This window comes from Pseudomonas sp. PHC1 (assembly GCF_046487845.1).
Classification (GTDB): Bacteria; Pseudomonadota; Gammaproteobacteria; order Pseudomonadales; family Pseudomonadaceae; genus Aquipseudomonas; species Aquipseudomonas sputi.
Genome location: NZ_JBJXHJ010000002.1, coordinates 428,761 through 449,493, shown reverse-complemented (window position 1 = coordinate 449,493; position 20,733 = coordinate 428,761). Strand labels below are relative to the sequence as shown.

21 protein-coding genes and 2 pseudogenes are annotated in these 20,733 nt (G+C 58.1%); 11 read left to right on the top strand and 12 right to left on the bottom strand.

What is annotated here, in order from left to right; translation table 11 throughout:
• The first annotated feature begins 82 nt into the window (after positions 1 to 82).
• The 3 genes from ACKJSM_RS04675 to ACKJSM_RS04665 all read left to right on the top strand — a co-directional run bounded on the left by ACKJSM_RS04675 (position 83) and on the right by ACKJSM_RS04665 (position 2,157).
• Positions 83 to 412, top strand: a complete 330-nt coding sequence (locus ACKJSM_RS04675; protein ID WP_410236763.1) for a hypothetical protein — start codon at positions 83 to 85, stop codon at positions 410 to 412.
• Between the two features lie 36 nt (positions 413 to 448).
• Entirely contained in the window at positions 449 to 1,486 is a 1,038-nt protein-coding gene (locus ACKJSM_RS04670) for an ImmA/IrrE family metallo-endopeptidase (RefSeq protein ID WP_410236762.1), read from the top strand.
• 104 nt (positions 1,487 to 1,590) lie between these two features.
• Positions 1,591 to 2,157, top strand: coding sequence for a hypothetical protein (locus ACKJSM_RS04665; protein ID WP_410236760.1), 567 nt, complete (start codon positions 1,591 to 1,593; stop codon positions 2,155 to 2,157).
• Positions 2,158 to 2,275: 118 nt separating this feature from the next.
• Here ACKJSM_RS04665 and ACKJSM_RS04660 read toward each other — a convergent pair whose 3' ends face one another.
• The 3 genes and pseudogenes from ACKJSM_RS04660 to ACKJSM_RS04650 all read right to left on the bottom strand — a co-directional run.
• A complete protein-coding gene (locus ACKJSM_RS04660) occupies positions 2,276 to 3,226 on the bottom strand; it encodes a DUF2971 domain-containing protein (protein WP_410236758.1) in 951 nt (316 codons plus the stop codon).
• Positions 3,227 to 4,155: 929 nt separating this feature from the next.
• Positions 4,156 to 5,916 carry a hypothetical protein gene (locus ACKJSM_RS04655; RefSeq protein WP_410236757.1) on the bottom strand — a complete coding sequence of 587 codons (1,761 nt, stop codon included), beginning with the start codon at positions 5,914 to 5,916 and terminating at the stop codon, positions 4,156 to 4,158.
• 80 nt (positions 5,917 to 5,996) lie between these two features.
• Positions 5,997 to 6,839 (bottom strand): annotated as a pseudogene (locus tag ACKJSM_RS04650) (YifB family Mg chelatase-like AAA ATPase); the annotation flags it as partial.
• A gap of 555 nt (positions 6,840 to 7,394) precedes the next feature.
• Here ACKJSM_RS04650 and ACKJSM_RS04645 point away from each other — a divergent pair.
• Entirely contained in the window at positions 7,395 to 7,664 is a 270-nt protein-coding gene (locus tag ACKJSM_RS04645) for a HigA family addiction module antitoxin (protein ID WP_236182266.1), read from the top strand.
• A gap of 14 nt (positions 7,665 to 7,678) precedes the next feature.
• Here ACKJSM_RS04645 and ACKJSM_RS04640 read toward each other — a convergent pair.
• Both ACKJSM_RS04640 and ACKJSM_RS04635 read right to left on the bottom strand, forming a co-directional pair.
• Positions 7,679 to 7,963, bottom strand: a pseudogene (locus tag ACKJSM_RS04640) (Bro-N domain-containing protein); the annotation flags it as partial.
• 395 nt (positions 7,964 to 8,358) lie between these two features.
• A complete protein-coding gene (locus ACKJSM_RS04635; protein ID WP_305440458.1) occupies positions 8,359 to 8,619 on the bottom strand; it encodes an accessory factor UbiK family protein in 261 nt (86 codons plus the stop codon).
• A gap of 398 nt (positions 8,620 to 9,017) precedes the next feature.
• On the opposite strand from ACKJSM_RS04635, the gene glnK reads away from it, so the two are divergent.
• The 4 genes from glnK (at position 9,018) to sutA (ending at position 11,801) form a co-directional block, all read left to right on the top strand.
• Positions 9,018 to 9,356, top strand: coding sequence for a P-II family nitrogen regulator (gene glnK / locus ACKJSM_RS04630; protein ID WP_002555808.1), 339 nt, complete (start codon positions 9,018 to 9,020; stop codon positions 9,354 to 9,356).
• Positions 9,357 to 9,393: 37 nt separating this feature from the next.
• A complete protein-coding gene (locus ACKJSM_RS04625; RefSeq protein ID WP_236182523.1) occupies positions 9,394 to 10,731 on the top strand; it encodes an ammonium transporter in 1,338 nt (445 codons plus the stop codon).
• Between the two features lie 215 nt (positions 10,732 to 10,946).
• On the top strand, positions 10,947 to 11,372 hold the full coding sequence (locus ACKJSM_RS04620; protein ID WP_039765261.1) for a secondary thiamine-phosphate synthase enzyme YjbQ: 426 nt from the start codon (positions 10,947 to 10,949) through the stop codon (positions 11,370 to 11,372).
• A gap of 102 nt (positions 11,373 to 11,474) precedes the next feature.
• Positions 11,475 to 11,801: a transcriptional regulator SutA gene (gene sutA / locus ACKJSM_RS04615; protein WP_007951900.1), complete on the top strand. Its 327-nt coding sequence runs from the start codon at positions 11,475 to 11,477 to the stop codon at positions 11,799 to 11,801.
• Between the two features lie 65 nt (positions 11,802 to 11,866).
• On the opposite strand, the gene ACKJSM_RS04610 is transcribed toward sutA, so the two are convergent.
• From ACKJSM_RS04610 to lptM, 6 genes are read right to left on the bottom strand one after another with little or no spacing between them, the layout of a single operon-like run.
• Positions 11,867 to 12,571 carry an HAD family hydrolase gene (locus tag ACKJSM_RS04610; protein WP_236182524.1) on the bottom strand — a complete coding sequence of 235 codons (705 nt, stop codon included), beginning with the start codon at positions 12,569 to 12,571 and terminating at the stop codon, positions 11,867 to 11,869.
• Positions 12,568 to 13,467 carry a tyrosine recombinase XerC gene (xerC, locus tag ACKJSM_RS04605; RefSeq protein WP_007951897.1) on the bottom strand — a complete coding sequence of 300 codons (900 nt, stop codon included), beginning with the start codon at positions 13,465 to 13,467 and terminating at the stop codon, positions 12,568 to 12,570. Before xerC ends, ACKJSM_RS04610 begins: the two co-directional genes overlap by 4 nt.
• A 2-nt stretch (positions 13,468 to 13,469) precedes the next feature.
• Positions 13,470 to 14,195 carry a DUF484 family protein gene (locus ACKJSM_RS04600; RefSeq protein WP_236182525.1) on the bottom strand — a complete coding sequence of 242 codons (726 nt, stop codon included), beginning with the start codon at positions 14,193 to 14,195 and terminating at the stop codon, positions 13,470 to 13,472.
• A 13-nt stretch (positions 14,196 to 14,208) separates the two neighbouring features.
• Positions 14,209 to 15,039, bottom strand: a complete 831-nt coding sequence (dapF, locus tag ACKJSM_RS04595; protein ID WP_236182526.1) for a diaminopimelate epimerase — start codon at positions 15,037 to 15,039, stop codon at positions 14,209 to 14,211.
• A gap of 4 nt (positions 15,040 to 15,043) precedes the next feature.
• Complete coding sequence (gene lysA / locus ACKJSM_RS04590) at positions 15,044 to 16,291, bottom strand: diaminopimelate decarboxylase (RefSeq protein ID WP_410236746.1); 1,248 nt, start codon at positions 16,289 to 16,291, stop codon at positions 15,044 to 15,046.
• 9 nt (positions 16,292 to 16,300) lie between these two features.
• Positions 16,301 to 16,474: an LPS translocon maturation chaperone LptM gene (gene lptM, locus ACKJSM_RS04585; protein ID WP_007951888.1), complete on the bottom strand. Its 174-nt coding sequence runs from the start codon at positions 16,472 to 16,474 to the stop codon at positions 16,301 to 16,303.
• 239 nt (positions 16,475 to 16,713) lie between these two features.
• Between lptM and cyaY the strand changes: the two genes are divergently transcribed.
• The 3 genes from cyaY (at position 16,714) to rnk (ending at position 17,814) form a co-directional block, all read left to right on the top strand.
• On the top strand, positions 16,714 to 17,046 hold the full coding sequence (cyaY, locus tag ACKJSM_RS04580; RefSeq protein ID WP_236182528.1) for an iron donor protein CyaY: 333 nt from the start codon (positions 16,714 to 16,716) through the stop codon (positions 17,044 to 17,046).
• A 4-nt stretch (positions 17,047 to 17,050) separates the two neighbouring features.
• Complete coding sequence (locus ACKJSM_RS04575; protein ID WP_236182529.1) at positions 17,051 to 17,275, top strand: DUF1289 domain-containing protein; 225 nt, start codon at positions 17,051 to 17,053, stop codon at positions 17,273 to 17,275.
• 128 nt (positions 17,276 to 17,403) lie between these two features.
• Positions 17,404 to 17,814, top strand: a complete 411-nt coding sequence (gene rnk / locus ACKJSM_RS04570; protein WP_007951886.1) for a nucleoside diphosphate kinase regulator — start codon at positions 17,404 to 17,406, stop codon at positions 17,812 to 17,814.
• Between the two features lie 6 nt (positions 17,815 to 17,820).
• Here rnk and ACKJSM_RS04565 read toward each other — a convergent pair whose 3' ends face one another.
• A complete protein-coding gene (locus ACKJSM_RS04565; RefSeq protein ID WP_410236743.1) occupies positions 17,821 to 20,664 on the bottom strand; it encodes a class I adenylate cyclase in 2,844 nt (947 codons plus the stop codon).
• Positions 20,665 to 20,733: the final 69 nt, after the last annotated feature.

Genomic DNA, 20,733 nt, shown 5'->3' with positions numbered 1-20,733 from the left:
CCGTATAGTTTAACCCATTGGGGCGTGCATGCCTGCATGATACGTCAGCACCATACTTATGCAAATATGCTAATATTTAGCGATGAATCGCATAAAAGATGTCCGCCAAATCCAGAACGAGCTTCGCCAATTTTTTGATCGGCGTGGAGTAGTTTCAAGTTCAGGAATATCAAAGGTTACAGGGATCAACCAATCCCAAATTTTCCGCAACCTGAACCTGCAGCCGCAGCGTGTGACCAGCACGCTCAAACGCTTATGCATTTATGCAGAAATTTCAATCTATGCCGAACAGGCTGACCCCGGCACTTCGCCTATTCTCATGGATGCCCTGGCGGCGGTCTGGGATGGGTCTGATCAGCACGCAAAGCGACTCGCGCAATTGCTTTTTGCCCACCAAAAGGCGTCTCTGTGAAAATGGCAGCATGCACAGCGGTAAACAGGAGGAGCTATGGATGAGGCTTCAGCCCCAGTGACAGTGAAGTCAGCGTTCAGTAGCCTGAAGGCTGCGGGGTACCCGCGTTCCTATATTGAGAAACTCCTGCCCGACTGGTGGGACAATAGCCTGTTCAAAACCAGCGCCGGCGCTCTCCAATTTGCTTTGATCCTCAAGCAGCGCTTAGGGTTGGAGGCCAGCTTCGGGCTCGATGGCGAGCTGCACATCCAGGCGGACGCGCGCGGCGCTAGGTTTAAGCGTCGCTCGGATACCAAAGAGTCCGAGCTCAACGTTTCTGCAGGTCTAGGCGTCGCAATCGCCAAGCTTGCCTTATTTTGTGTGAAGACGGCTTACACCGCCCCAACTACAGACCCTCAGGCGTTGCGAGAAGAAATCCTCGAGCTCACCGGCAAAAAACATGTCGACTTCGAAGGTCTGCTCCAGTTTTGCTGGGTGCATGGCATCCCTGTGCTTTATCTGAAAGATCTCCCAAAAGCCAGCAAACGCGTAACGGGTATGGCGGTGAGCATTGATGGTCGACCAGTCATCGTCCTGGGCTTCAACAGCCCACAGCATCCGCGGCAGCTGTTTGTCCTAGCGCATGAACTTGGCCACATCCTCTGCGGCCACTTGGGTAAAGACGGTGTATTGATCGACGAGGATCTCGCCGAGGTTACAGACTCGTTGATTGAAGTAACGAACCAGCGCAAGGACACAGAAGAGCGTGAGGCGGACGCGTTCGCGTTGTCCCTAATCCGGAATGGGCATATCAAGCCCTTATCGACAGTGGGTCGCCTAACATCTGGTACAGCGCTCGCTGCCAAAGCGGTCGTGCTTGGGCGAGAGCTTGGTATTGACTCTGGACACCTGATTCTTTCCTACGCCAAAGAGCATAACGATTGGGCACGTGCGAATCAGGCCCTTGGATACAGTCCTTCCCAGCCCAGTGCGATAGAAGTGATAGAGCGGTACTTTCGAGATGGTGCCTCACTTGACGAGCTGAGCATCGAGAATCAGGAGTACCTTTTGACGATCCAGGGATTTGGTGAGTAAGCGCTTTGTACCTTCTCGACAGTGACGCAGCTCGTAAACTGTGCCAGTACCAACTCATCCACGAGCTAGTACGCGCTTTGGATTGTCGGCTGACGGATCTTGCAGTGCTGCCTCAGTTGCCCTTTCAGCTTCGGCTAAACAATCCGCCGGCGGCGCTGAAAAAGCTCGGCTCAGAAGAATCCGTGGTGCTTGCCAAGGAACTGATTCGCCATGCCAGCCTCGTTGATGTACGAGTTGAGCAATCGAACTACTTTCTTGATATTGAGCGACCAGACATTGATTCCGGAGAGGCCGTTCTCTTTGCTGCCATGTATCAGAGCTCTAGCGATTACATGGTCAGCGGTGACAAGAGAGCGTTCGTTGCACTGTCCAAAATTGACGACCATGCGGCCGTAGCAGGTATTTGGGCGCGCCTGATTTGCCTTGAGGAGGCCATCATGCTCATCCTGGAGCATGAGCACTTCGACGATGTTTCGGCGAAGGTCCGCGCCCGAAATGATGTCGATAAAGCGTTGAGCATGGCATTTGGGTATTCTCAGGCTGCAGATCACTCCGGTGTTAAAGACGCGCTGAACAGCTTCGTAGGGAGTCTGCAACACGAAACGGACGGTCGATGGGTGCTTCTGGAATCCAAAGGCAGGCATCACTTTCCAGCTAACGCCTCGGCCTGAACCTCATTTCTTTATAGAGCGTTAGCTTCATCATCGCGGCCTCCAGTGCTTGCTGGTTGTGATACATACACTCAGGTAGGCCTGAAGGCGCGAAAACCGATAATGGGATGTATTGAGTTTATTGTCTTCTCCCTATTTCTAGGAACGTTTTTAAATAGTTTTCGAGTATGCCTGCGCGATCCAGCATTCTAAATGAATTTCTATGCCCTGCATCTTTTTCATGGTTGTCAGTGATGCTGCACCAGGAGCATTGTTTGGACTGTGCATTGTATTTCGGCTCTAGGCATGAAATGCATCGGTTAGCGTGTAAAACAATATCGCTGCCATCGAAGGTGTATGTGTTGTTGTCTCTGTCTAAAAGATACGGGCTTGTAGAGCTTCTGCCAATACGCTTCTCAAAATATCTACACCCGATTTTATCGGAAATTCCTTTCAATAGATTTTTCGTCTCTAGGGATGACTTCGCACCTACAATTATAGAATTCACTAGCTCGGCAGGAAAATAAAGGAGTGAAAGGTTTTCGTTTATTTTGTTGGATATTTTCTCGCTTGTGATCAGTCGTCTTTCTTGTTCGTAGCTCCAGCAGTTTTGCTTTGTGTAATACGCAGCACTCGCAACAGCCTGCCAAAGGAAGCCGACATGTCTTGGTTTGCATAATACATATGCTCGCTGCAACATGTCCTGCATATGATTATGGGGGGTATCTTGATAGTCTATGTCACCAAAGCTTTCTGCGGCCTCTTGTTCTTGCAGCCACTTTTTTAACTTGGCTTCATTTATTTCTACAACAAATCCCTGCGAGTTTGAGGCATAGTGCGCCCACATGGGGGTTATTAATGGAGACTTGGAAAAACAGGTAACCGGCCTTTCGGTTACCATAGAGATTATTTCTTGGTAGTATGCAAGTATTTGGGGTTCTTGATTGTAGTCAATGGTAAGAAAAAATTCGAACGGATCATTGTAGTCCTTGAGATAAGATAATTTCAGGCTGCATTTATTATCAGTTAGCAAGAATTTGTCTGCGATGTCTGGCCCCATGTATTTATAGAGGTTCTTATTATCATCCATAATGGTTCGTCTCTGAGTTAAGTCGTTCGAGTTGTAATTTGATAGGGGCAGAATGCCATGACTGTTCGGGCAATAGGAAGCGGGTATCACTCAGTAGCCCCGGATTCTCTAGACGCTCAGCTGCCAAGATCACGAAGGATAATCGACATGTGCCCTATCTGCAGCGTGCCAGGGTCGACAGACGGTTTTCATTGCATAGCAAGAGCGTAGAAATGGAAATGAAGATTAGAGAGCTGAATAGGTTGGAGGCGCTCGGGCAGCCCGTTACCGAGCTGAATTGAATTCATCAAGAGGGATCAGGGAGTATCGGTCGCTCCGTCGCATTAATATCCAGAACCTCTAGAATTCGGTGGATAGATTCGCGCTGAGCAAGGGTAAGGCATCAAGGCTGCTATGGTGCGATAGCAAGAAATACCAGATTATTATGCTGGATTATAAGGCGTAATTGGTTGAGAATTCTAAAAATATGTTTTTATGCGATATTATTTGAAAATTCATAATCTGTCTTGAGGCAATGCTGGGCGACGAATACGAGGTGTCGGGAGCAGAAGGCCGAAACGGATGTTTTCAAGGAGGCACGGTCCAGCAACGCGACATCTTCCCAAGTGAGAAATCACGGTACGGTGCAATCCTCGCGTTGGGCGCTCAAGCAGTGGTTTTGTAGTCGTGGGCCGGTAGGACTGTCACTGGAACCCATCGACGGCCGAGAAAGAGGCATACTCGCTAGTGGTCACCGTCGCCGATAGGGACAACGTGCAGCTCAACTCTACACCCAGATGCAGGCGCTGTTAGCTGAGCAGGCTGTGGTGAGGGAGCATCAACAGGCTCGGCTGGAGACAGCTGTGCGGTACCGGGGGTAAACACCCCGCGGTTGTGTGCTCTGGTTATGATGCTCTGCCGACCCCCACTACGCGGCGATCGGCTATGGCCTATACCAGACCTGAAACCCAGGTGTTGATTTCGGAAAGAAGAAGGTTTTCCCAGTTATTCCCTAGTTTGGGATGTTTTACTTTCCTGAGCGCCAATTTGTGTTTTTTATATAGCTCGGATTCAGCAAGTTTCGCTGTGTCGTTTTTCTTGTCTTTGCCATCGAACGTAGGCCAACCATTGCTATAGGTCGTGGCCTTTAGAAATTTGTTTATTGCATCCTTATCAAGCTTCTCGAAGTCTCTGGTGCGCAGCAGAGCTGTGCAATGTGCATCTTTGCTTTGCTCCAGCTCCAGAATATAGAAATAATTATTTGAGCTTGGGCCAAGCCTAACCTCGACGCAGATCAACTGCCGACCCAAGTGCCACGTCCAGCGCCTGCTGTTGATTGGGGGAAAGCTTGTCGCGAAATAGTTGGGGTTGTCAGTGCGTATTCGTTTATTGGGCGTGATCGTTTGTAGTTCCCATTTTTTGACTGCAAACCCTTGTTTTAACTCGGGGAGCAGCTTTATAAATGAATTTAACTCCCTGCTCGGTGGTGTAGAGTCGATAGCAGTGTTTATCTGCTGCTTACCTTTGTGCTCACCCGCATGACTACCATCGCCAATGGCGTGCCCCTCCACGTCTACAGGGATTTTAGGAGCTTCTGATCGCCAATCTCGTTGCGTCTGATTGCGCCGGTTCTCCATGGTGATGGATTCCATCCATGGGAACGGATCGGCATCTCTGGTCACCACCTTCGTGGGCAGCCGGGCATCCGAGGGAGTGTCGAGGATCATATCGTCGATCTCGTCATCTTCCTGAGGGACGAACCTGGGGGAAGTGCCGGGAACTTTTTTATCGCCACCGATCCCCACATCATTTTCGCGATTGAAAATTAGGTGGGAGTATCCGCTTGGGTGAGTGCATTGGAGAATCTCCATAGCAAAGAGCGCATTATTGAGTCCCTTCGCCAAACTCATAGATACGCCAGCAATGGTTAGATTCGTAATGCCTTTGAATGGAAAGTTCGCCTCAATGGAAAGAGCTGCATTCCTCTTTTCGTTATTATTATTGGTATTAATTCTCTGTAGTCTGTGGTGGACTTCTTTCATTTCGGCCAAGTAGGTGTCTTTATTAGCATAGGCCCGGCCAAATATGATTTTTTCTAGCTTTTGCAGGTCGGTGGCGGCGCAAAGTGTAACCGTGTCACCTTCCAGTTCTCCGGAGACAACCATTGAATCGAGGTCGCCTTGAAGTACTCTCGCGATGAGCCTGCTGGTCGGCCCCATGTAGAACCTGAGAATCTCGGAGCATGGAATGACCATCCACTGGTACTGCCTGTTTCCTTCTATCGGAACTAGCAGATAGAGGCTCGCAATGAGATCTCTATGAGTTCGGGGGTCGAGGAAGTCGGGATCAGCTACGCCGTTATCGGTGTATTTCTCCCCAAGCTTCACACTTCTGTTGAAGGAGAGGAGTTGGGCTTTGCTTGTGTCCACTTGGAAATGGTCAGGCAAGGGCTCAGGCCTCGAAATCAGCCTTCCCTCATTCCATATCGAGCCTATGGTGAGTGAGCTGAGCCAGTGAGGGTTAAGGGTGATCAGCGTCGGAGCACTCTGCATGCAGGCGTCAGCTGCAAAGGGGTTCTCCACGTCGGGCTTGAGTTCAGAAAGCACTATCCCAGCCTTGATATCCCGACCATTCCAGTTTGCTTGAGAAACACCATCTACACGCCAGCGCCCCTTAAGATGACGGAGGGGGGCAGGAACTTTCTGATCCATTCGCTAGTAACCAGTCTGATTTAGCGATGGAGTATTCCAGTAATACGAAGTGAGTCGCAACTTTCAATGGAGCTTACACTGCCACCGACCAATGCCGGCCCGGAGGCCGAGTGATGGGGTTGGCGGAACGGGCGTTGCGGCCAGTGAGTCAGCGGCGCTCCACTGGCGACGGATTGAATCGCTGCCACTTCCAGCGCTTCACTCTCGGCCAGCGGTGGCAGCAATCCCGGCAATCGGCTGGCCAGCAACGTCTTGCCCGTCCCCGGTGGCCCGCTGAACAGCAGGTTGTGGGCGCCAGCAGCGGCAATCAGCAGCGCCCGTTTGGCGGCGAGTTGGCCCTGTACTTCATTCAGATCGGGATAAGGTTTGGCGGCATGGATCAGCCCATCCGAAACATAAGGCTCGACCGGTGTATGCCCGTTGAAATGCGCCACGGCTTCGAGCAGATGATCCACCGCAATCACTCTCAGTCCCGAAGCCAGACACGCCTCCTCGGCATTCGCCCGCGGTACCACCAGCGTCCGCCCGGCCTTGCGCGCTGCCAGCGCTGCCGGCAACACCCCACGCACCGCCCGCACGGCGCCGGATAACGCCAACTCACCCAGGCATTCCACGTCATCCAGCGTCAACGTCGGCACCTGCACACTCGCCGACAGGATCCCCAGCGCAATCGCCAGATCGAACCGCCCGCCATCCTTGGGCAGATCCGCCGGTGCCAGATTCAGAGTGATCCGCCGCGCCGGAAACTGCAGCCCGGAATTGATGATCGCACTGCGCACCCGGTCCTTGCTCTCCTTCACCGCCGCCTCGGGCAGGCCGACCATGGTCAGCGAGGGCAAACCATTGGCCAGGTGAACCTCAACGGTGACGGCGGGAGCATCCACGCCTATCTGGGCGCGGCTGTGGACGATGGCGAGGGACATGGTCGTTCCTTGAGTTGAGTCAGGGGCCGCTTCCTGCGGGTTTTTGAAGGGTAGTTGAGCGGGGTTCTTGCGTTTGAGTAGAGGTTTACAAGACGTATCAGAAAGCGGTTGTGCGGGCCTATGCACTCACGCTGAAGTGTTGACTCTCGAGAAGTATTAAAGGTTTTTCGCGCTCGAGGACTGCAATTGCGCATCTATCGGGACTGGGCACCAGCAAGGCTCCCCCGCATTTTTGGCAGTAGAGAAGCTGGTTTCTCTGAAGTAGTGACGACGGGCCAGGCCGTCGGATTCTGAACCCGAGGCCGTTAAGCCAGGAGTTAAAGAATTGCTGCTAGCTTTGTCTTCCTCTTTTTATCCTTCACAGAGACCTCCAGCCTGATGGGTGTCGCTAATGTAATGACAGGCGTAAGGACTGCATAACCAGGCGCAGACGCTGATTTTTGTAGGGGCATGCCCTAATAGTTGTAGGACGCCAGCGAAAGCGACTCGACGGTCTTGTATCGCAAAGTCTGATGCACCAGTTTGGCCGCTCAATGCAGCCGCTGAAGGCAAAAAATGGACCGCAATGGTATGCGTCCGATTCATCCGGGCGAGGTGCTGAATAAGGAATTCATGGAGCCATTGGGCATGACGGTCATGGACTTGGCCACGCCCACGAACTGGCCTGAAACCGAGATCGAGAAGCTTGTGAAATGCCAGCTCAGGATCTGCGCCGATCTGGCAATCAGGCTGGCCATCCACCTCAACACCACACCTGAGTTCTGGATGAATCTTCAGTCGACTTACGATTTACGCAGGGCTCAGCTCCGGCATGCGGGCCTATAGCGATTGCAGCATCCGCGAAGCCCTCGGTATTCGGGGCAGTAGTGGTAGACGAGGAGGGCGTAGATACCGGATTCGCTGATCAGGAGGGTGTTTTCGATCTGGTTGTGGATCAGGGTTTTGCGGGTTTGGTATTGGTCGGGGTCGAGTTTTCGCAGCATGCGTTCGTTGAGGTAAATGTGCAGCAGGCGGCCCAGGTCGCGGGCAGAGAACCAGGGTTGGTTCTGGATGAGCAGGGCGTGGAGAGGGAGTTTGTGGCGGGTGAAAACCTGAGGAGTGAGATACGTCTCTTCGTTATTCATTGAACAGCTCCTTTTGCTTTAAGGGCTGCCCTCAATTGTCGCCAAACAATTGGGTGGCAGTCGTACGCGGGTTGGCGAACCGGAGCAAAAGGAACCCGGCAGACCCGAAGGTCTCCCACGCACAACCGCCATGACTCGATGTGGCGGTAAACATAGCCGCCATCATGGTTGTCGTGCGCCTTAAGCTTTCCGGGTCGCCAAACCCAGTGCTGAACATTCAGCATTGGGTGAGCTTAGGAATCAGGACTTCACGACGCAATCGGATGGCGGGGTTGCAAGCTGTAGGATTCTGCCGAGATTCGGCAGCGAATCCTGATGGCGGGAAGGTCGTTCCGACCTTCATTCGCGGGCAAGCCCGCTCCCACAGGGGGCCGCAGTCACAAAGAAACGAGGTTTTACTCAGCCGGCGGCGCCAGCTTCGCTTCCATCTCCGCCACCTTCGCCTCAAGGCTCTCGAGCCGGGCGCGAGTGCGCGCCAGTACCACCATCTGACTGTCAAACTCTTCGCGACTCACCAAGTCCAGTTTGCTGAAGGCACTTTGCAGCAGCATCTTGAACTGGCTTTCGATTTCGGCTTTTGGCAACGGCGTGTCGCCGCTGAACAGGCGGGAAGCGGTGCCGCTCAGGGCGTCGAGGAAGTCTTTGGGCGCGAGCATGGGATATGTCCTGGAAACAATGGCCGGCAGTGTATCACGCAGTGTCTATAGTCATTGGCGCAGGCACGGATGCACGCTTTTCGCGCAACGGGATGCACGGCTGCGCACCGTTGTTGTGCGTATCCCGAGTGCCATTTGGGTGATGGCATCTGCGGCAGCCGCCAAGGGATTGAAATCAGTGGTTTTTGGCGAGATGGCAAGCTTTCTGCTTAGTCACCGTTGACCCATGCACTGATGCAGTCGCTGTGACGAATGCAGTGCGGCAGACGGAGCGGGGAGTTTCGTCTGGAGCGGTTAGCTGGCGTCGACAACGAAGCGTTACAAAGCCAGGCACTGCGCTTAGACTTGAGTCGGGTTTGTTTTCCTGGGGCAAGTCCACCAATTCGGGAGAGAGTTTCATGAAGCTAGTCACTGCCATCATCAAGCCGTTCAAGTTGGACGACGTGCGCGAGTCGCTGTCCGAAATCGGCGTGCAGGGCATTACCGTTACTGAAGTCAAAGGCTTCGGTCGGCAGAAGGGTCACACCGAGCTGTATCGCGGCGCGGAGTACGTGGTCGATTTTCTGCCCAAGGTGAAAATCGACGTTGCCATCGACGACAAGGATCTGGATCGGGTTATCGAGGCGATAACCAAGGCTGCCAACACCGGCAAGATCGGTGACGGCAAGATCTTCGTGGTCAATCTGGAACAGGCGATCCGCATCCGTACCGGCGAAACCGATACCGACGCGATCTAAACGCCGCCACAAACCCAACGCCCCAGGAGAAAACAATATGACTCTGCGTAAATTCGCAGGGCTAGGAGCCCTGTTGTCTATCGTAATGCCCGGCCTGGCCATGGCGGCAGACGAAGTGGCAGCCCCAGTCCTGAACTCCGGCGACACCGCCTGGATGCTCACCTCTACTGTCCTTGTGCTGTTCATGACCATTCCCGGTCTCGCGCTGTTCTACGGCGGCATGGTTCGGTCGAAAAACATTCTTTCCGTGATGATGCAGTGCTTCGCCATTACCGGTCTGATCAGCGTGCTGTGGGTCATTTATGGCTACAGCATCGCGTTCGACACCACCGGCATGGAGCAGGGCGTCGTCAACTTCAACTCGTTCGTGGGCGGTTTTGGCAAGGCGTTCCTGGCTGGTGTCACGCCAGCGAGCCTGACCGGCCCGGCGGCGCTGTTCCCCGAGGCGGTGTTCATCACCTTTCAGATGACCTTTGCGATCATCACCCCGGCGCTGATCGTCGGTGCGTTCGCTGAGCGGATGAAGTTCTCCGCGATGCTGATCTTCATGGGCATCTGGTTCACCCTGGTCTATGCACCGATCGCGCACATGGTCTGGTCCGGCAACGGCGGCCTGATGTGGGACTGGGGCGTACTCGACTTCGCCGGCGGCACCGTGGTGCACATCAACGCCGGTGTGGCCGGTCTGATTGCCTGCCTGGTACTGGGTAAGCGCAAAGGCTTCCCGACCACGCCGATGGCGCCACACAATCTGGGTTACACCCTGATGGGCGCAGCGATGCTGTGGGTTGGCTGGTTCGGCTTCAACGCCGGTTCCGCTGTCGCCGCCAACGGCACCGCCGGCATGGCGATGCTGGTGACCCAGATCGCGACTGCCGCTGCCGCACTGGGCTGGATGTTCGCCGAGTGGATCACTCACGGCAAACCCAGCGCACTGGGTATCGCCTCCGGCGTCGTTGCCGGTCTGGTGGCGATCACGCCGGCCGCTGGCACCGTGGGCCCGATGGGCGCCCTGGTGATCGGCCTGGCGGCGGGCGTGGTGTGCTTCTTCTGCGCCACCACCCTGAAACGCAAACTCGGATATGACGATTCCCTGGACGCCTTCGGCGTGCACGGTATCGGCGGTATCCTCGGCGCAATCCTGACTGGTGTGTTTGCCGCACCGTCGCTGGGTGGCTTCGGCACCGTCACCGACATCGCCGCACAAGTCTGGATTCAGTGCAAAGGCGTCGGCTTCACCGTGATCTACACCGCGATCGTCACCTTCATTATCCTGAAGGTACTGGATGCCGTGATGGGGCTGCGCGTGACCGAGGAAGAAGAATCGGTCGGCCTGGACCTGGCACAACACAACGAGCGCGGCTACAACCTGTAAGCACGCGCCGCCAAAAACTTGCCCGGCTTGCCGGGCATTTTTTTGTCTGGAATTTGTCTTTCCTGATACAGCTGAAAGGATTTTTCGTACTGCTTTGGTCGTGTTTACGACGAGTGTTTTTCTGCGGTCAAAGGCTTACATCATTGAAGGAATATTAGGGCCTTTGTTTTTTTCCAGAGCGCGCTAGAATGCGCCCCGAACGTGCGGAGAACTGTATGTGGCAACAGACTCTGATAACCCTGCGGGCAAGGCCCCGGGGCTTTCATCTGGTGACGGATGAGTTGCTCGCCGGCCTGCCTGAACTCAAGGCCTGCCGGGTCGGTCTGTTGCATTTGTGGCTGCAGCATACCTCGGCGTCGTTGACCATCAACGAGAACGCCGATCCGGCGGTACGTCGCGACTTCGAACGATTTTTCAATCGTCTGATCCCACAAGGAACAGACGGCTATGAGCATAACGACGAAGGCCTGGACGACCTCCCGGCGCACTTCAAGGCCAGCGTGCTGGGGTGTCAGATCAGTTTGCCGGTAACGGCGGGTCGACTGGCACTGGGTACCTGGCAAGGCGTTTACCTGGGCGAGCACCGTGACCATGGCGGTGCCCGTAAAGTCCTCGCCACCTTGCACGGTGAAGGGGCATGAACCGTTGGTCACCAACGGTTACCGATTTTTTTCCGGCGGCTTTCGACAGTCGCCAAAGCTGGTCTATAACTAATCTGCTTTTCGCAAGTCATGAGGTAGAACATGAGCGACGATGATCTGGAAAACGACGACCTCGAAGTAGGCGACGAAGACGAGGCCGAAGACGGTCTGGAAGCAGCAGCGGAAGACGTTGCTGAAGACGATGGCGGTGACGATACGCCGGCCCCGGCTGCCAAAGGTAAAGCCAAGGCTGCGGTGTCGGTCGACGAGTTGCCGAGCATCGAAGCCAAGAACAAGGAGCGCGACGCCCTGGCCAAGGCCATGGAAGAATTCCTTGCGCGCGGTGGCAAGGTTCAGGAAGTGGAGGCCAACGTGGTCGCCGATCCGCCCAAGAAGCCGGACAACAAGTATGGCAGCCGCCCTATCTGAGGCGTGCCGTTTGCTTGCTGAAAAAGCCCGCCGTCGCTGCGGGCTTTTTCATGGGCAGAAGAAATCTAGCTGCGGCTGTTCCAGCGGGCGAGTACCGCGGGCAGATCGTTCAGGCTGCGAATCTCGGCATCCGGCAGGCGCTCCGCTTCCCAGACCTTGCCGGCGGGGTTGAACCAGATCGCTCGCAAACCGGCCTGCTGCGCCCCGGCGATGTCATCCCCTGGATGATCGCCGATATGCACCGCCGCTTCGGCGCTCACGCCACCGCGCTGCAAAGCCTCGTGGAACAGTCGCGCATCCGGCTTGGCGATGCCGATGTCTTCGGCGCACAGCGCAAACCTGAAGTAATCCGCCAGCCCGAGACGACGTACATCCGCATTGCCGTTGGTGACCACGCCGAGAGCGTAGTGTTTGGCGAGGGTTTCCAGAACGGGTTCGACCTCCGGGAACACCTCGATCTGATGCCGCGCATGCAGAAACACTTCAAAACTCTTGTCCGCCAGATCCGAGGCTTCGCCGTGGGCGTACCCGGCCTCTTCCAGCGCATGGAACAGCACCCGCCGCCGCAGTGCGCTGATGCGATGCTTGAGACCCGGTTCGCTGGTCAGTACCCGCTCGCGGATCGACCACAGATGCTCCACCGGTACCGCGCCCAGATTCGGCGCATGTTCGCTTAGCCATTCGCGCAAAACCGCTTCGGCGCTGACGATCACCGGGGCGGTGTCCCACAGGGTGTCGTCGAGGTCGAAGGTGATCAACTGGATGCTCATGAATCGTCGCCTTTCATGCGTTTGGCCCGTGGATGGGCGCTGTCGTAGACCGCCGCCAGGTGCTGGAAGTCCAGGTGGGTGTAGATCTGGGTGGTCTTGATGTCCGAGTGGCCGAGCAGTTCCTGTACTGCGCGCAGGTCCTGAGAGGATTCGAGCAAATGGCTGGCGAAGGAGTGCCGCAGCATGTGCGGGTGCAGGTTTTGCCCCAGTTCGCGCTCGCCGGCCAGTTTGACCCGCACCTGAATCGCTCGCGGGCCGAGGCGTCGGCCTTGCTGGCTGACGAAAACGGCATCGTCCGCCGGGTTGGTCAGCGCCCGCAGCGGCAGCCATTGCTCCAGTGCTTCCCGAGCCTTCTTGCCGACCGGCAACAGGCGCGTCTTGCTGCCCTTGCCGAGCACCTGAACCATGCCGTCGGCCAGATCGAGCTGATCGAGATTGAGCCCGGTCAGCTCTGACAGGCGCAGCCCGGAAGAATAGAACAGCTCCAGAATCGCCTGATCACGCCGAGCCAGGAAATCGTCCTCCACGGCCCCTTCGAGCAGTTGCAGGGCGCGGTCGGTATCGAGAGTTTTTGGCAGGCGGCGCTCGCCTTTGGGGGGGGCCAGACCGGTGGCCGGATCGTGATCGCAGAGGCCTTCGCGATTCAGATAGTGATAGAGCCCGCGCACCGCCGAGAGCAGGCGCGCCAGGCTGCGCGAGGACTGACCCTGGGCATGCAGGCGGGCGATCAGACTGCGCAGGCGCTGGATGTCCAGGGCCTGCCAGCTGCCGATGTTTTGTTTGTTGCACCAGCCGAGGACTTTGTCGAGGTCGCGTCGGTAGGCCGACAGGGTGTGCGGCGACACCTGCCGCTCACTGCGCAGGTGTTCGCAGTAAGCGTCCAGTTGTCGTTCCATGGTCAGCGTACCGAGCGCAGGGAGCTGTTGACCCGTGGCAGCACGCGACCCATGACTTCGGCGATGTAGCTGAGGAACAGCGTGCCGACCGAACTCTTGTAATGCTGCGGGTCACGGCTGGCGATGGCCAGAATTCCGTGGATGCCCTGATGGCTGACGGCGACCACGGCGGTGGAGCCGATCTGCTTGCGCTGCTCTTCGCCAAACAGGAAGTCCAGTTCATGTTCGCGCAGGCTGCCGCTGACGCTCTTGCCTTCGGTGAGCAATCCGCCAATGGCAGTTTGCGCGTCGGCGTGGGTGACCCAGCGGCCGACCGGGGCTGGGTTGTCGCCGAGCAGGATCAGGCTGACGAAGGGCACCTGGAAATCCTGACGCAGGCTGTCTTCAACGCTGATCACCACGTCTTCCAGAGTGGCAGCGTCCATCAGTGCAAGGATCAGGCGACGGGTCTTGTCGAACAGGCGATCGTTGTCCCGGGCCACGTCCATCAAGTGCGAGAGGCGATGACGCATCTCGATGTTGCGGTCGCGCAGGATGGCCATCTGGCGCTCGACCAGCGAGACGGTATCGCCGCGCTGATGAGGGATGCGCAGGGACGGCAGTAGATCTTCATGCTCGACGAAGAAGTCCGGATGAGCCTCCAGGTACGCGGCAACGGCTGCCGCCTCCAGGCTCTCGGACGCTGATTCACCGGACTGTCGGGCGGGTACCTGAGGCTTATCGGTCATGGCTTCTGCTCACTCAAAGACGCACTTGTCCTTCGTATACGCGCACTGCCGGGCCGGTCATCAACACCGGTTGGCCGGGGCCTGCCCACTCGATGGACAGACGCCCGCCCGGCAGGTCGATCAGCAGTGGCGAATCCATCCACCCCTGACTGATCGCCGCTACAGCAGCAGCGCAGGCACCGGTACCGCAGGCCTGGGTTTCCCCGGCGCCACGTTCCCACACGCGCAGTTGCGCGCGATGGCGGTCGATGACCTGGAGAAAACCGACGTTGACCCGCGCCGGAAAGCGCGGATGGTGTTCGATTTTCGGCCCCAGTTCATGCACCGGTGCGGTGTTGATATCGCTGACTCGCAGCACCGCATGGGGGTTGCCCATGGATACCGCGGCCAGATCGACGGGCTTACCGTCGACATCGACCTGATAACTCAGGGCCTGCTCCGGCGCCTGGAACGGAATATCCGCCGGCACCAGGCGCGGGGCGCCCATGTTCACGCCGATCTGGCCGTCGTTACGCACGTCCAGTTCGATGATGCCGCCCTTGGTCTCGACGCGAATCTGCCGTTTGGCGGTCAGGCGCTTGTCGAGCACGAAGCGGGCGAAGCAGCGCGCACCGTTGCCGCACTGCTCCACTTCGGAGCCGTCGGAATTGAAGATCCGGTACCGGAAATCCACATCCGGATTGCTCGGCGCTTCGACGATCAGCAACTGGTCGAAACCGATGCCGGTGTGCCGGTCGCCCCACATTTTTGCGTGCTTGGGCTGAATATGCGCGTGCTGGCTGACCAGGTCGAGAACCATGAAGTCGTTGCCCAGGCCGTGCATCTTGGTAAAACGCAGCAGCATGGGGTTACTCCGGCAGCAGGCTTTCGCCGGCAAACAGCTCGGCCACGGTTTCGCGGCGACGCACTTCACAGGCCTGATCGCCATCCACCAGCACCTCGGCGGCACGGCCGCGGGTGTTGTAGTTGGAGCTCATCACAAAACCATAGGCACCGGCCGAATGCACGGCCAGCAGATCGCCTTCTTCCAGCGCCAGTTCGCGTTCCTTGGCGAGGAAGTCGCCGGTTTCGCAGATCGGGCCGACGATGTCGTAGGTGCGCGCAGCGGTCTCGCGCGGCTTGACCGGGGTCACGTCCATCCAGGCCTGGTACAACGCCGGGCGGATCAGGTCGTTCATGGCCGCGTCGACGATGGCGAAGTCTTTGTGCTCGGTGTGCTTGAGGTACTCGACCTGAGTCAGCAGCACGCCGGCGTTGGCGACGATGAAGCGGCCCGGTTCGAACACCAGCGCCAGATCACGACCGACCAGACGCTCACGTACAGCCTTGATGTAGTCGGCGGCCAGTGGCGGCTCTTCATCGCGATAACGCACACCCAGGCCGCCACCGAGATCGATGTGGCGCAGGTGAATGCCGCAGTCGCCGAGGCGATCGACCAGACCCAGCAAGCGATCGAGGGCATCGAGGAACGGCGGCAGGGTGGTCAGTTGCGAACCGATGTGGCAGTCGACGCCGACCACCTCCAGATTCGGCAGGTGCGCGGCACGCACGTACACGTCTTCGGCGTCGGCGATGGCGATGCCGAACTTGTTCTCTTTGAGACCGGTGGAAATGTACGGGTGGGTGCCGGCATCGACGTCCGGGTTCACACGCAGCGAGATCGGCGCTCGAACGCCCAGTTCGGCGGCGACCACTTGCAGGCGCTCGAGCTCGTCGGTGGATTCGACGTTGAAGCAATGCACGCCGACTTCCAGCGCACGGCGCATGTCGTCACGGGTCTTGCCGACGCCGGAGAACACGATCTTGTCCGGGCTGCCGCCGGCGGCCAGAACACGTTCCAGTTCGCCACGGGAGACGATGTCGAAACCGGCGCCGATACGGGCCAGGACATTCAGGACGCCGAGGTTGGAGTTGGCCTTGACCGCAAAACACACCAGGTGCGGCATGCCGGCCAGCGCATCGGCGTAGGCCAGGTACTGGGCCTCGATGTGGGCGCGGGAGTAGACGTAGGTGGGAGTGCCGAAGCGATCGGCGATGGCGGACAGCGCCACACCTTCCGCGAACAGCTCCCCGCCACGGTAGTTAAAAGCGTCCATGGCGATCCCTTAGTAAACGTCGTGCTTGTGTGCCTTGGAGACAGGCTGCTTTTGCGAAGACTGGGCTTGCTCGGCCGGGTCCTGATCTTCATCGGGCAGGTACAGCGGGCCTTTTTGACCACAAGCCGAAACAAGGCAGGCAACCGCGACGAGCGCAGCAAGGGAAGAGATCAGGCGCTTCATGGCGAAATCCTTGAAAATGCGTTAATTGCGCCGGAGTATACCGGCCACCCGGCAGCTTGCCTATGCGACGGAACTCCCGTCCGGCGGGGCTCGGGCTGCGGCGCGGAAACTTTTCCCGCGTGGCGGATGGATATTTCGTCGCCGGGCAGGGCGCTTGGTCGTTATCCTTTGCAATCGGCCGGCAGCGTCCGTATCTTGCGGCGCTTGAGCCTGATCAGACATTTTTTGAGGTTGCCGCAATGAGTTTGTCCGAAGCCCGTTTCCACGATCTGGTCGATGAAACCCAGGAAAAACTGGAAGACATCTTCGACGACAGCGACCTGGACATCGACATGGAGAACTCGGCCGGTGTGCTGACCGTCAAGTTCGAGAACGGCACCCAGCTGATCTTCAGTCGTCAGGAACCGTTGCGTCAGCTGTGGCTGGCCGCGGTGTCCGGCGGTTTCCACTTCGACTACGACGAAGAGAGCGAACGCTGGATGTGCGACAAGAGCGAAGAACAGCTGGGCGAAATGCTTGAGCGCATCGTCAGGCAGCAGGCCGGCACCGAATTCGACTTCGAAGGCCTGTGATTTCGTGACTGACACCGCGCCCGCCCGTCCGCCGAAGCCGCTCTACAGCAACGTCAGCCCGGCCGTGCCTTCGCCGTGCACCGGCGTGTGCCGGCTGGATGAGCAGAAGGTCTGCCTCGGTTGCATGCGCCCTGTCGAAGACATCCGCGAGTGGCGCTCGGCCGATGACGAGCGCCGCCGGGTGATTTGCGCGCAAGCGGCTCAGCGCCGTCAGCTCGCCGGAGCGTAGCTTGTATATTTTTTGAGCTGTGTTAGTGTCCGGAAACGCCTCAACCCATCGAGGCCTGGTGAAAACCCCGTCTTTTTTGGCGGGGTTTTGCTTTTTTTGTGTGCAGAAGAAAGGAGTCTGCCCGGATCATGACCGCACCTTCCATCACCCTTACCCGTCTGGACGTGCAACGTCTGGAGCGCCTGATCGACAGCCTGGATGACACGCTGCCGGGCGTGATTGCGCTGCAAACCGAATTGGACCGCGCCGATACCCTGGTCGGTCACGATGAAGTGCCTGCCGATGTCGTGACGATGAATTCCCGTGTGCACTGCCGCGAAGAGAGCAGTGGCAAGGACTACCACCTGACCCTGGTCTATCCGAAGCACGCCAACGCCGACGAAGGCAAAGTCTCGATCCTGGCTCCGGTCGGCAGTGCGCTGCTGGGCCTGAAAGTCGGTCAGCACATCGACTGGCCGGCACCGGGTGGCAAGACCCTGAAACTGACCTTGCTCGAAGTCGAATCGCAGCCGGCCAACGGCGGTGATTTCCCGGAGTAACCCGCCTCAGACCTGCTCGAGGGCCTCGTTCAGAGAGCGTTCCAGGTCGGCCTTGTAGCGCAGATACAGATTGCTTGAACTCTGCCCGTCACCGATCACGCCCGACAGGTCCAGGTCGGTGATGTAGCAGCGGTAGCGCTCGGTTTCCCGGCGCTGCCCGACGATCTCCCGAGCGACCACGCTGAACAGCTGGTCGCCATGTTCCAGCTCGCTGAATTCCCGTTGATTGCAATACAGCGTGACCTGCACCTCGCCGGGGGCGGCTTTACCGACGATCGCCTGCACGTCGTAGAACGGTTTGTTGGCCGGCGTCTGCGGTGCCGGGCGCATTTCGACCCGTCGCGCGCGTCCCGGGCCTGATGGCAATAACTGGTAATACAAGATTTCAAGGCTGGCGGCGTGGCTGGAATCCATCGGCAGCGATGCTTCGCGCCGGAACTGGATCGACTGCAGGAACCGCTGCAATGGGACTAACAGGCTTTGCTCGTCGTGATAGGGCAAGTGTTGTTGCCACAGCGCATTGAACTCGTCGAGTACGTACAGCTCGGCGGTTTTTTCGGTGATCCGGTAGAACACTTGAATGCATTCAGGCTGGCCCATCGGCAGGATCAGTGCGAGGTCGTGGTCTTCCAGCGCCATCGGGTCCAGGTGCAACGGGCTGTAGCGCGGTTGCTCCTCGCCCAGGTAATCGAACAGCGCCGGCAGGGTGGCGAGGGCCACATGGCTGACCTGGCCCGGCACCAGTTCCAGCACGTGATAATGCTGCTGAACCTGAATCAGGTAGCGGTGATTCAGGTCGCTGAGCAACAGGGTCTGCGCGGTGTCGATGATTTCTTCCACCCGGCGCGCAATGAATTGCGCGCGGTTGTGACAGAAGCAACGCACCCGCAGCGACGGCTGTTGCGGTCCGCGCGGCAGGTTGTTGAGGTAATCGCGCAGGCAGTCCATCAGGGCATGCGGACCGTCGAAGCGGTTGACCAGCACTTCGTTCCAGCTGTTGAGCGTGACCTGATCCAGGGTCAGCACCAGGTTTTCGCGCACGCCGGCGTAGCTCAGTGAGTCCGTGCGTTCGGTGGTCATCAGGATGTTCAGGTCGCGGTGATGCTTGAGCGGATCGACCCCGACATTCACCAGCATCAACACCTCGCTCGGCACGGCGGCGCGCAGCAGCGGTTCTTCGGCAACGGTCGGCAAGGGCAGGGCGATGCTCTGTTGCAGGCTGCCGAGCAGGTTGAACAGCTCGAATTCGCTCATGTCGCTGGTGCCGGGGTGCAGGGCCAGTCGGGTGCTGCTGTCGATCACGCCGTTGCGGTGGCACCAGGTCAGCAGTTCCAGCAACTCGCGGCTGCGCTTGATCGGCGCGAAGTGTTCCCACTCCAGCGCCGTCAGGCTGCCGTTGTACAGGCCCCACTGGGTCTGGCCCGGTTCCTTTTTGTTCGGCGATTGCACCAGGGTCAGGGTGTCTTCGGCCAGGTCCGGGGCGATACCGGGATTGATGAACTCGACCTTGTCGGCCTTGCGTTCGAACGCGGCATACAGCCGCCGGCCAAGAACGTTGAGGTCGCGCTTGTTGATCAGGCTGACGGTCTGTTCGGTACGGGCGAACTGGGTCAGGAAGCGGTAGCTGTAATTCAGCTCGTTGACCAGCGCCCGGCGCTCGGCGCTGACCTGGCGGACTTTCCACTGGCTGCGGCTGTCGAGCAGCGCCAGTTGCCGCTGGTCCCAGTGCCATTCGCTGGCCAGTCTTTCCAGCAGCGAGCGCTGCCAGCTCTGGGTGCGGCTGTTGCCGGTGAGCTTGCGGTTGACCTTGAGGTACAGCGCCCGCCGCACGAGCTCAAGGCGTTCCGGCTCATTGCGCGCAGTGAGGTATTCCTCGATCCGCCGGTAAACCACCATGTACGGATCCAGCTCGTCGAGGTCCAGCCGATTGGCGAACACCGCCTGCTTGAAGCGCAGGCTCAGGCACTGCACATGGGGATGTTCGCTGGCGTAGACCTCGGTCAGCAGCAACTTGAGCACCGACTTGTAAGGCGATTCGATGCCCTTGAACAGTTGCCACAGCCCGGCGCCGACGAACTCGCCCGGTGGAATGTGCGCCATCGGCCCCAGGTCGAGGGTTTCATCGTTGCGGATGAAACGCTTGGAAATCAGGGTGTGGGTGTATGCGTCGTAGGCACGTTCTTCGTAAATCGGCACCAGCCACCAGATCGGCGTGCGTCCGGCGAGCCAGATTGCGGTGCGGTAGAACTCGTCCAGCAGCAAGTAATGCTGAGTGGTGCCGCAATCCTCGGAGCTGAGCTGGGTGTCGCGTTCGCCTTTGACGAAACGCACCGGGTCGATCAGGAAAAAGTGCGCCTCGGCCCCCTGGCTGGCAGCCCAGGTTTCGAGCAGCTGGCATTTTTTACGCAGCTCGGCCAGTTCACTGTCGCTCAGGTCGGGGGCGTGGCAGACCCACACGTCCATGTCGCTCTGGTCGGCCTGGGCAAGCGTGCCGAGGCTGCCCATCAGGAACAACCCGTGGATCGGCCGTGGCGGATTGCTGCCGTGACGCGGCTTGTGGGAGAACGAGCGCGTCAGGCGCTGAGCTTCGGCAAGCGCGTCGGCGTCGGGTTCGTAATTCGACAGCCCGGCCGGCGTGCTGCCCGAGACATAGCCGGGCAGCAGCGGATGATTGACGTGGAAAAACAGCGGCAGCAGCGTCAGCACACTTTGCTGGCGCGTCGACAGGCCTTCCCGCGCGCGGTTCAGGCGGCCTGCGTTGAGTTTGAGAAAGCGTGCGCGTAACTGGCTGAGTACCTTGCGGTCGATGCCTTCGTCCAGGTCGGGGCGGATTTCATGGGTGCGGGTCATGTCGGCTCAAACCGGCGCGCAGGGCTCGGAGGCAAGGGGTCTCGGGTGTCCGGGAGTTTAGCGCCTGAG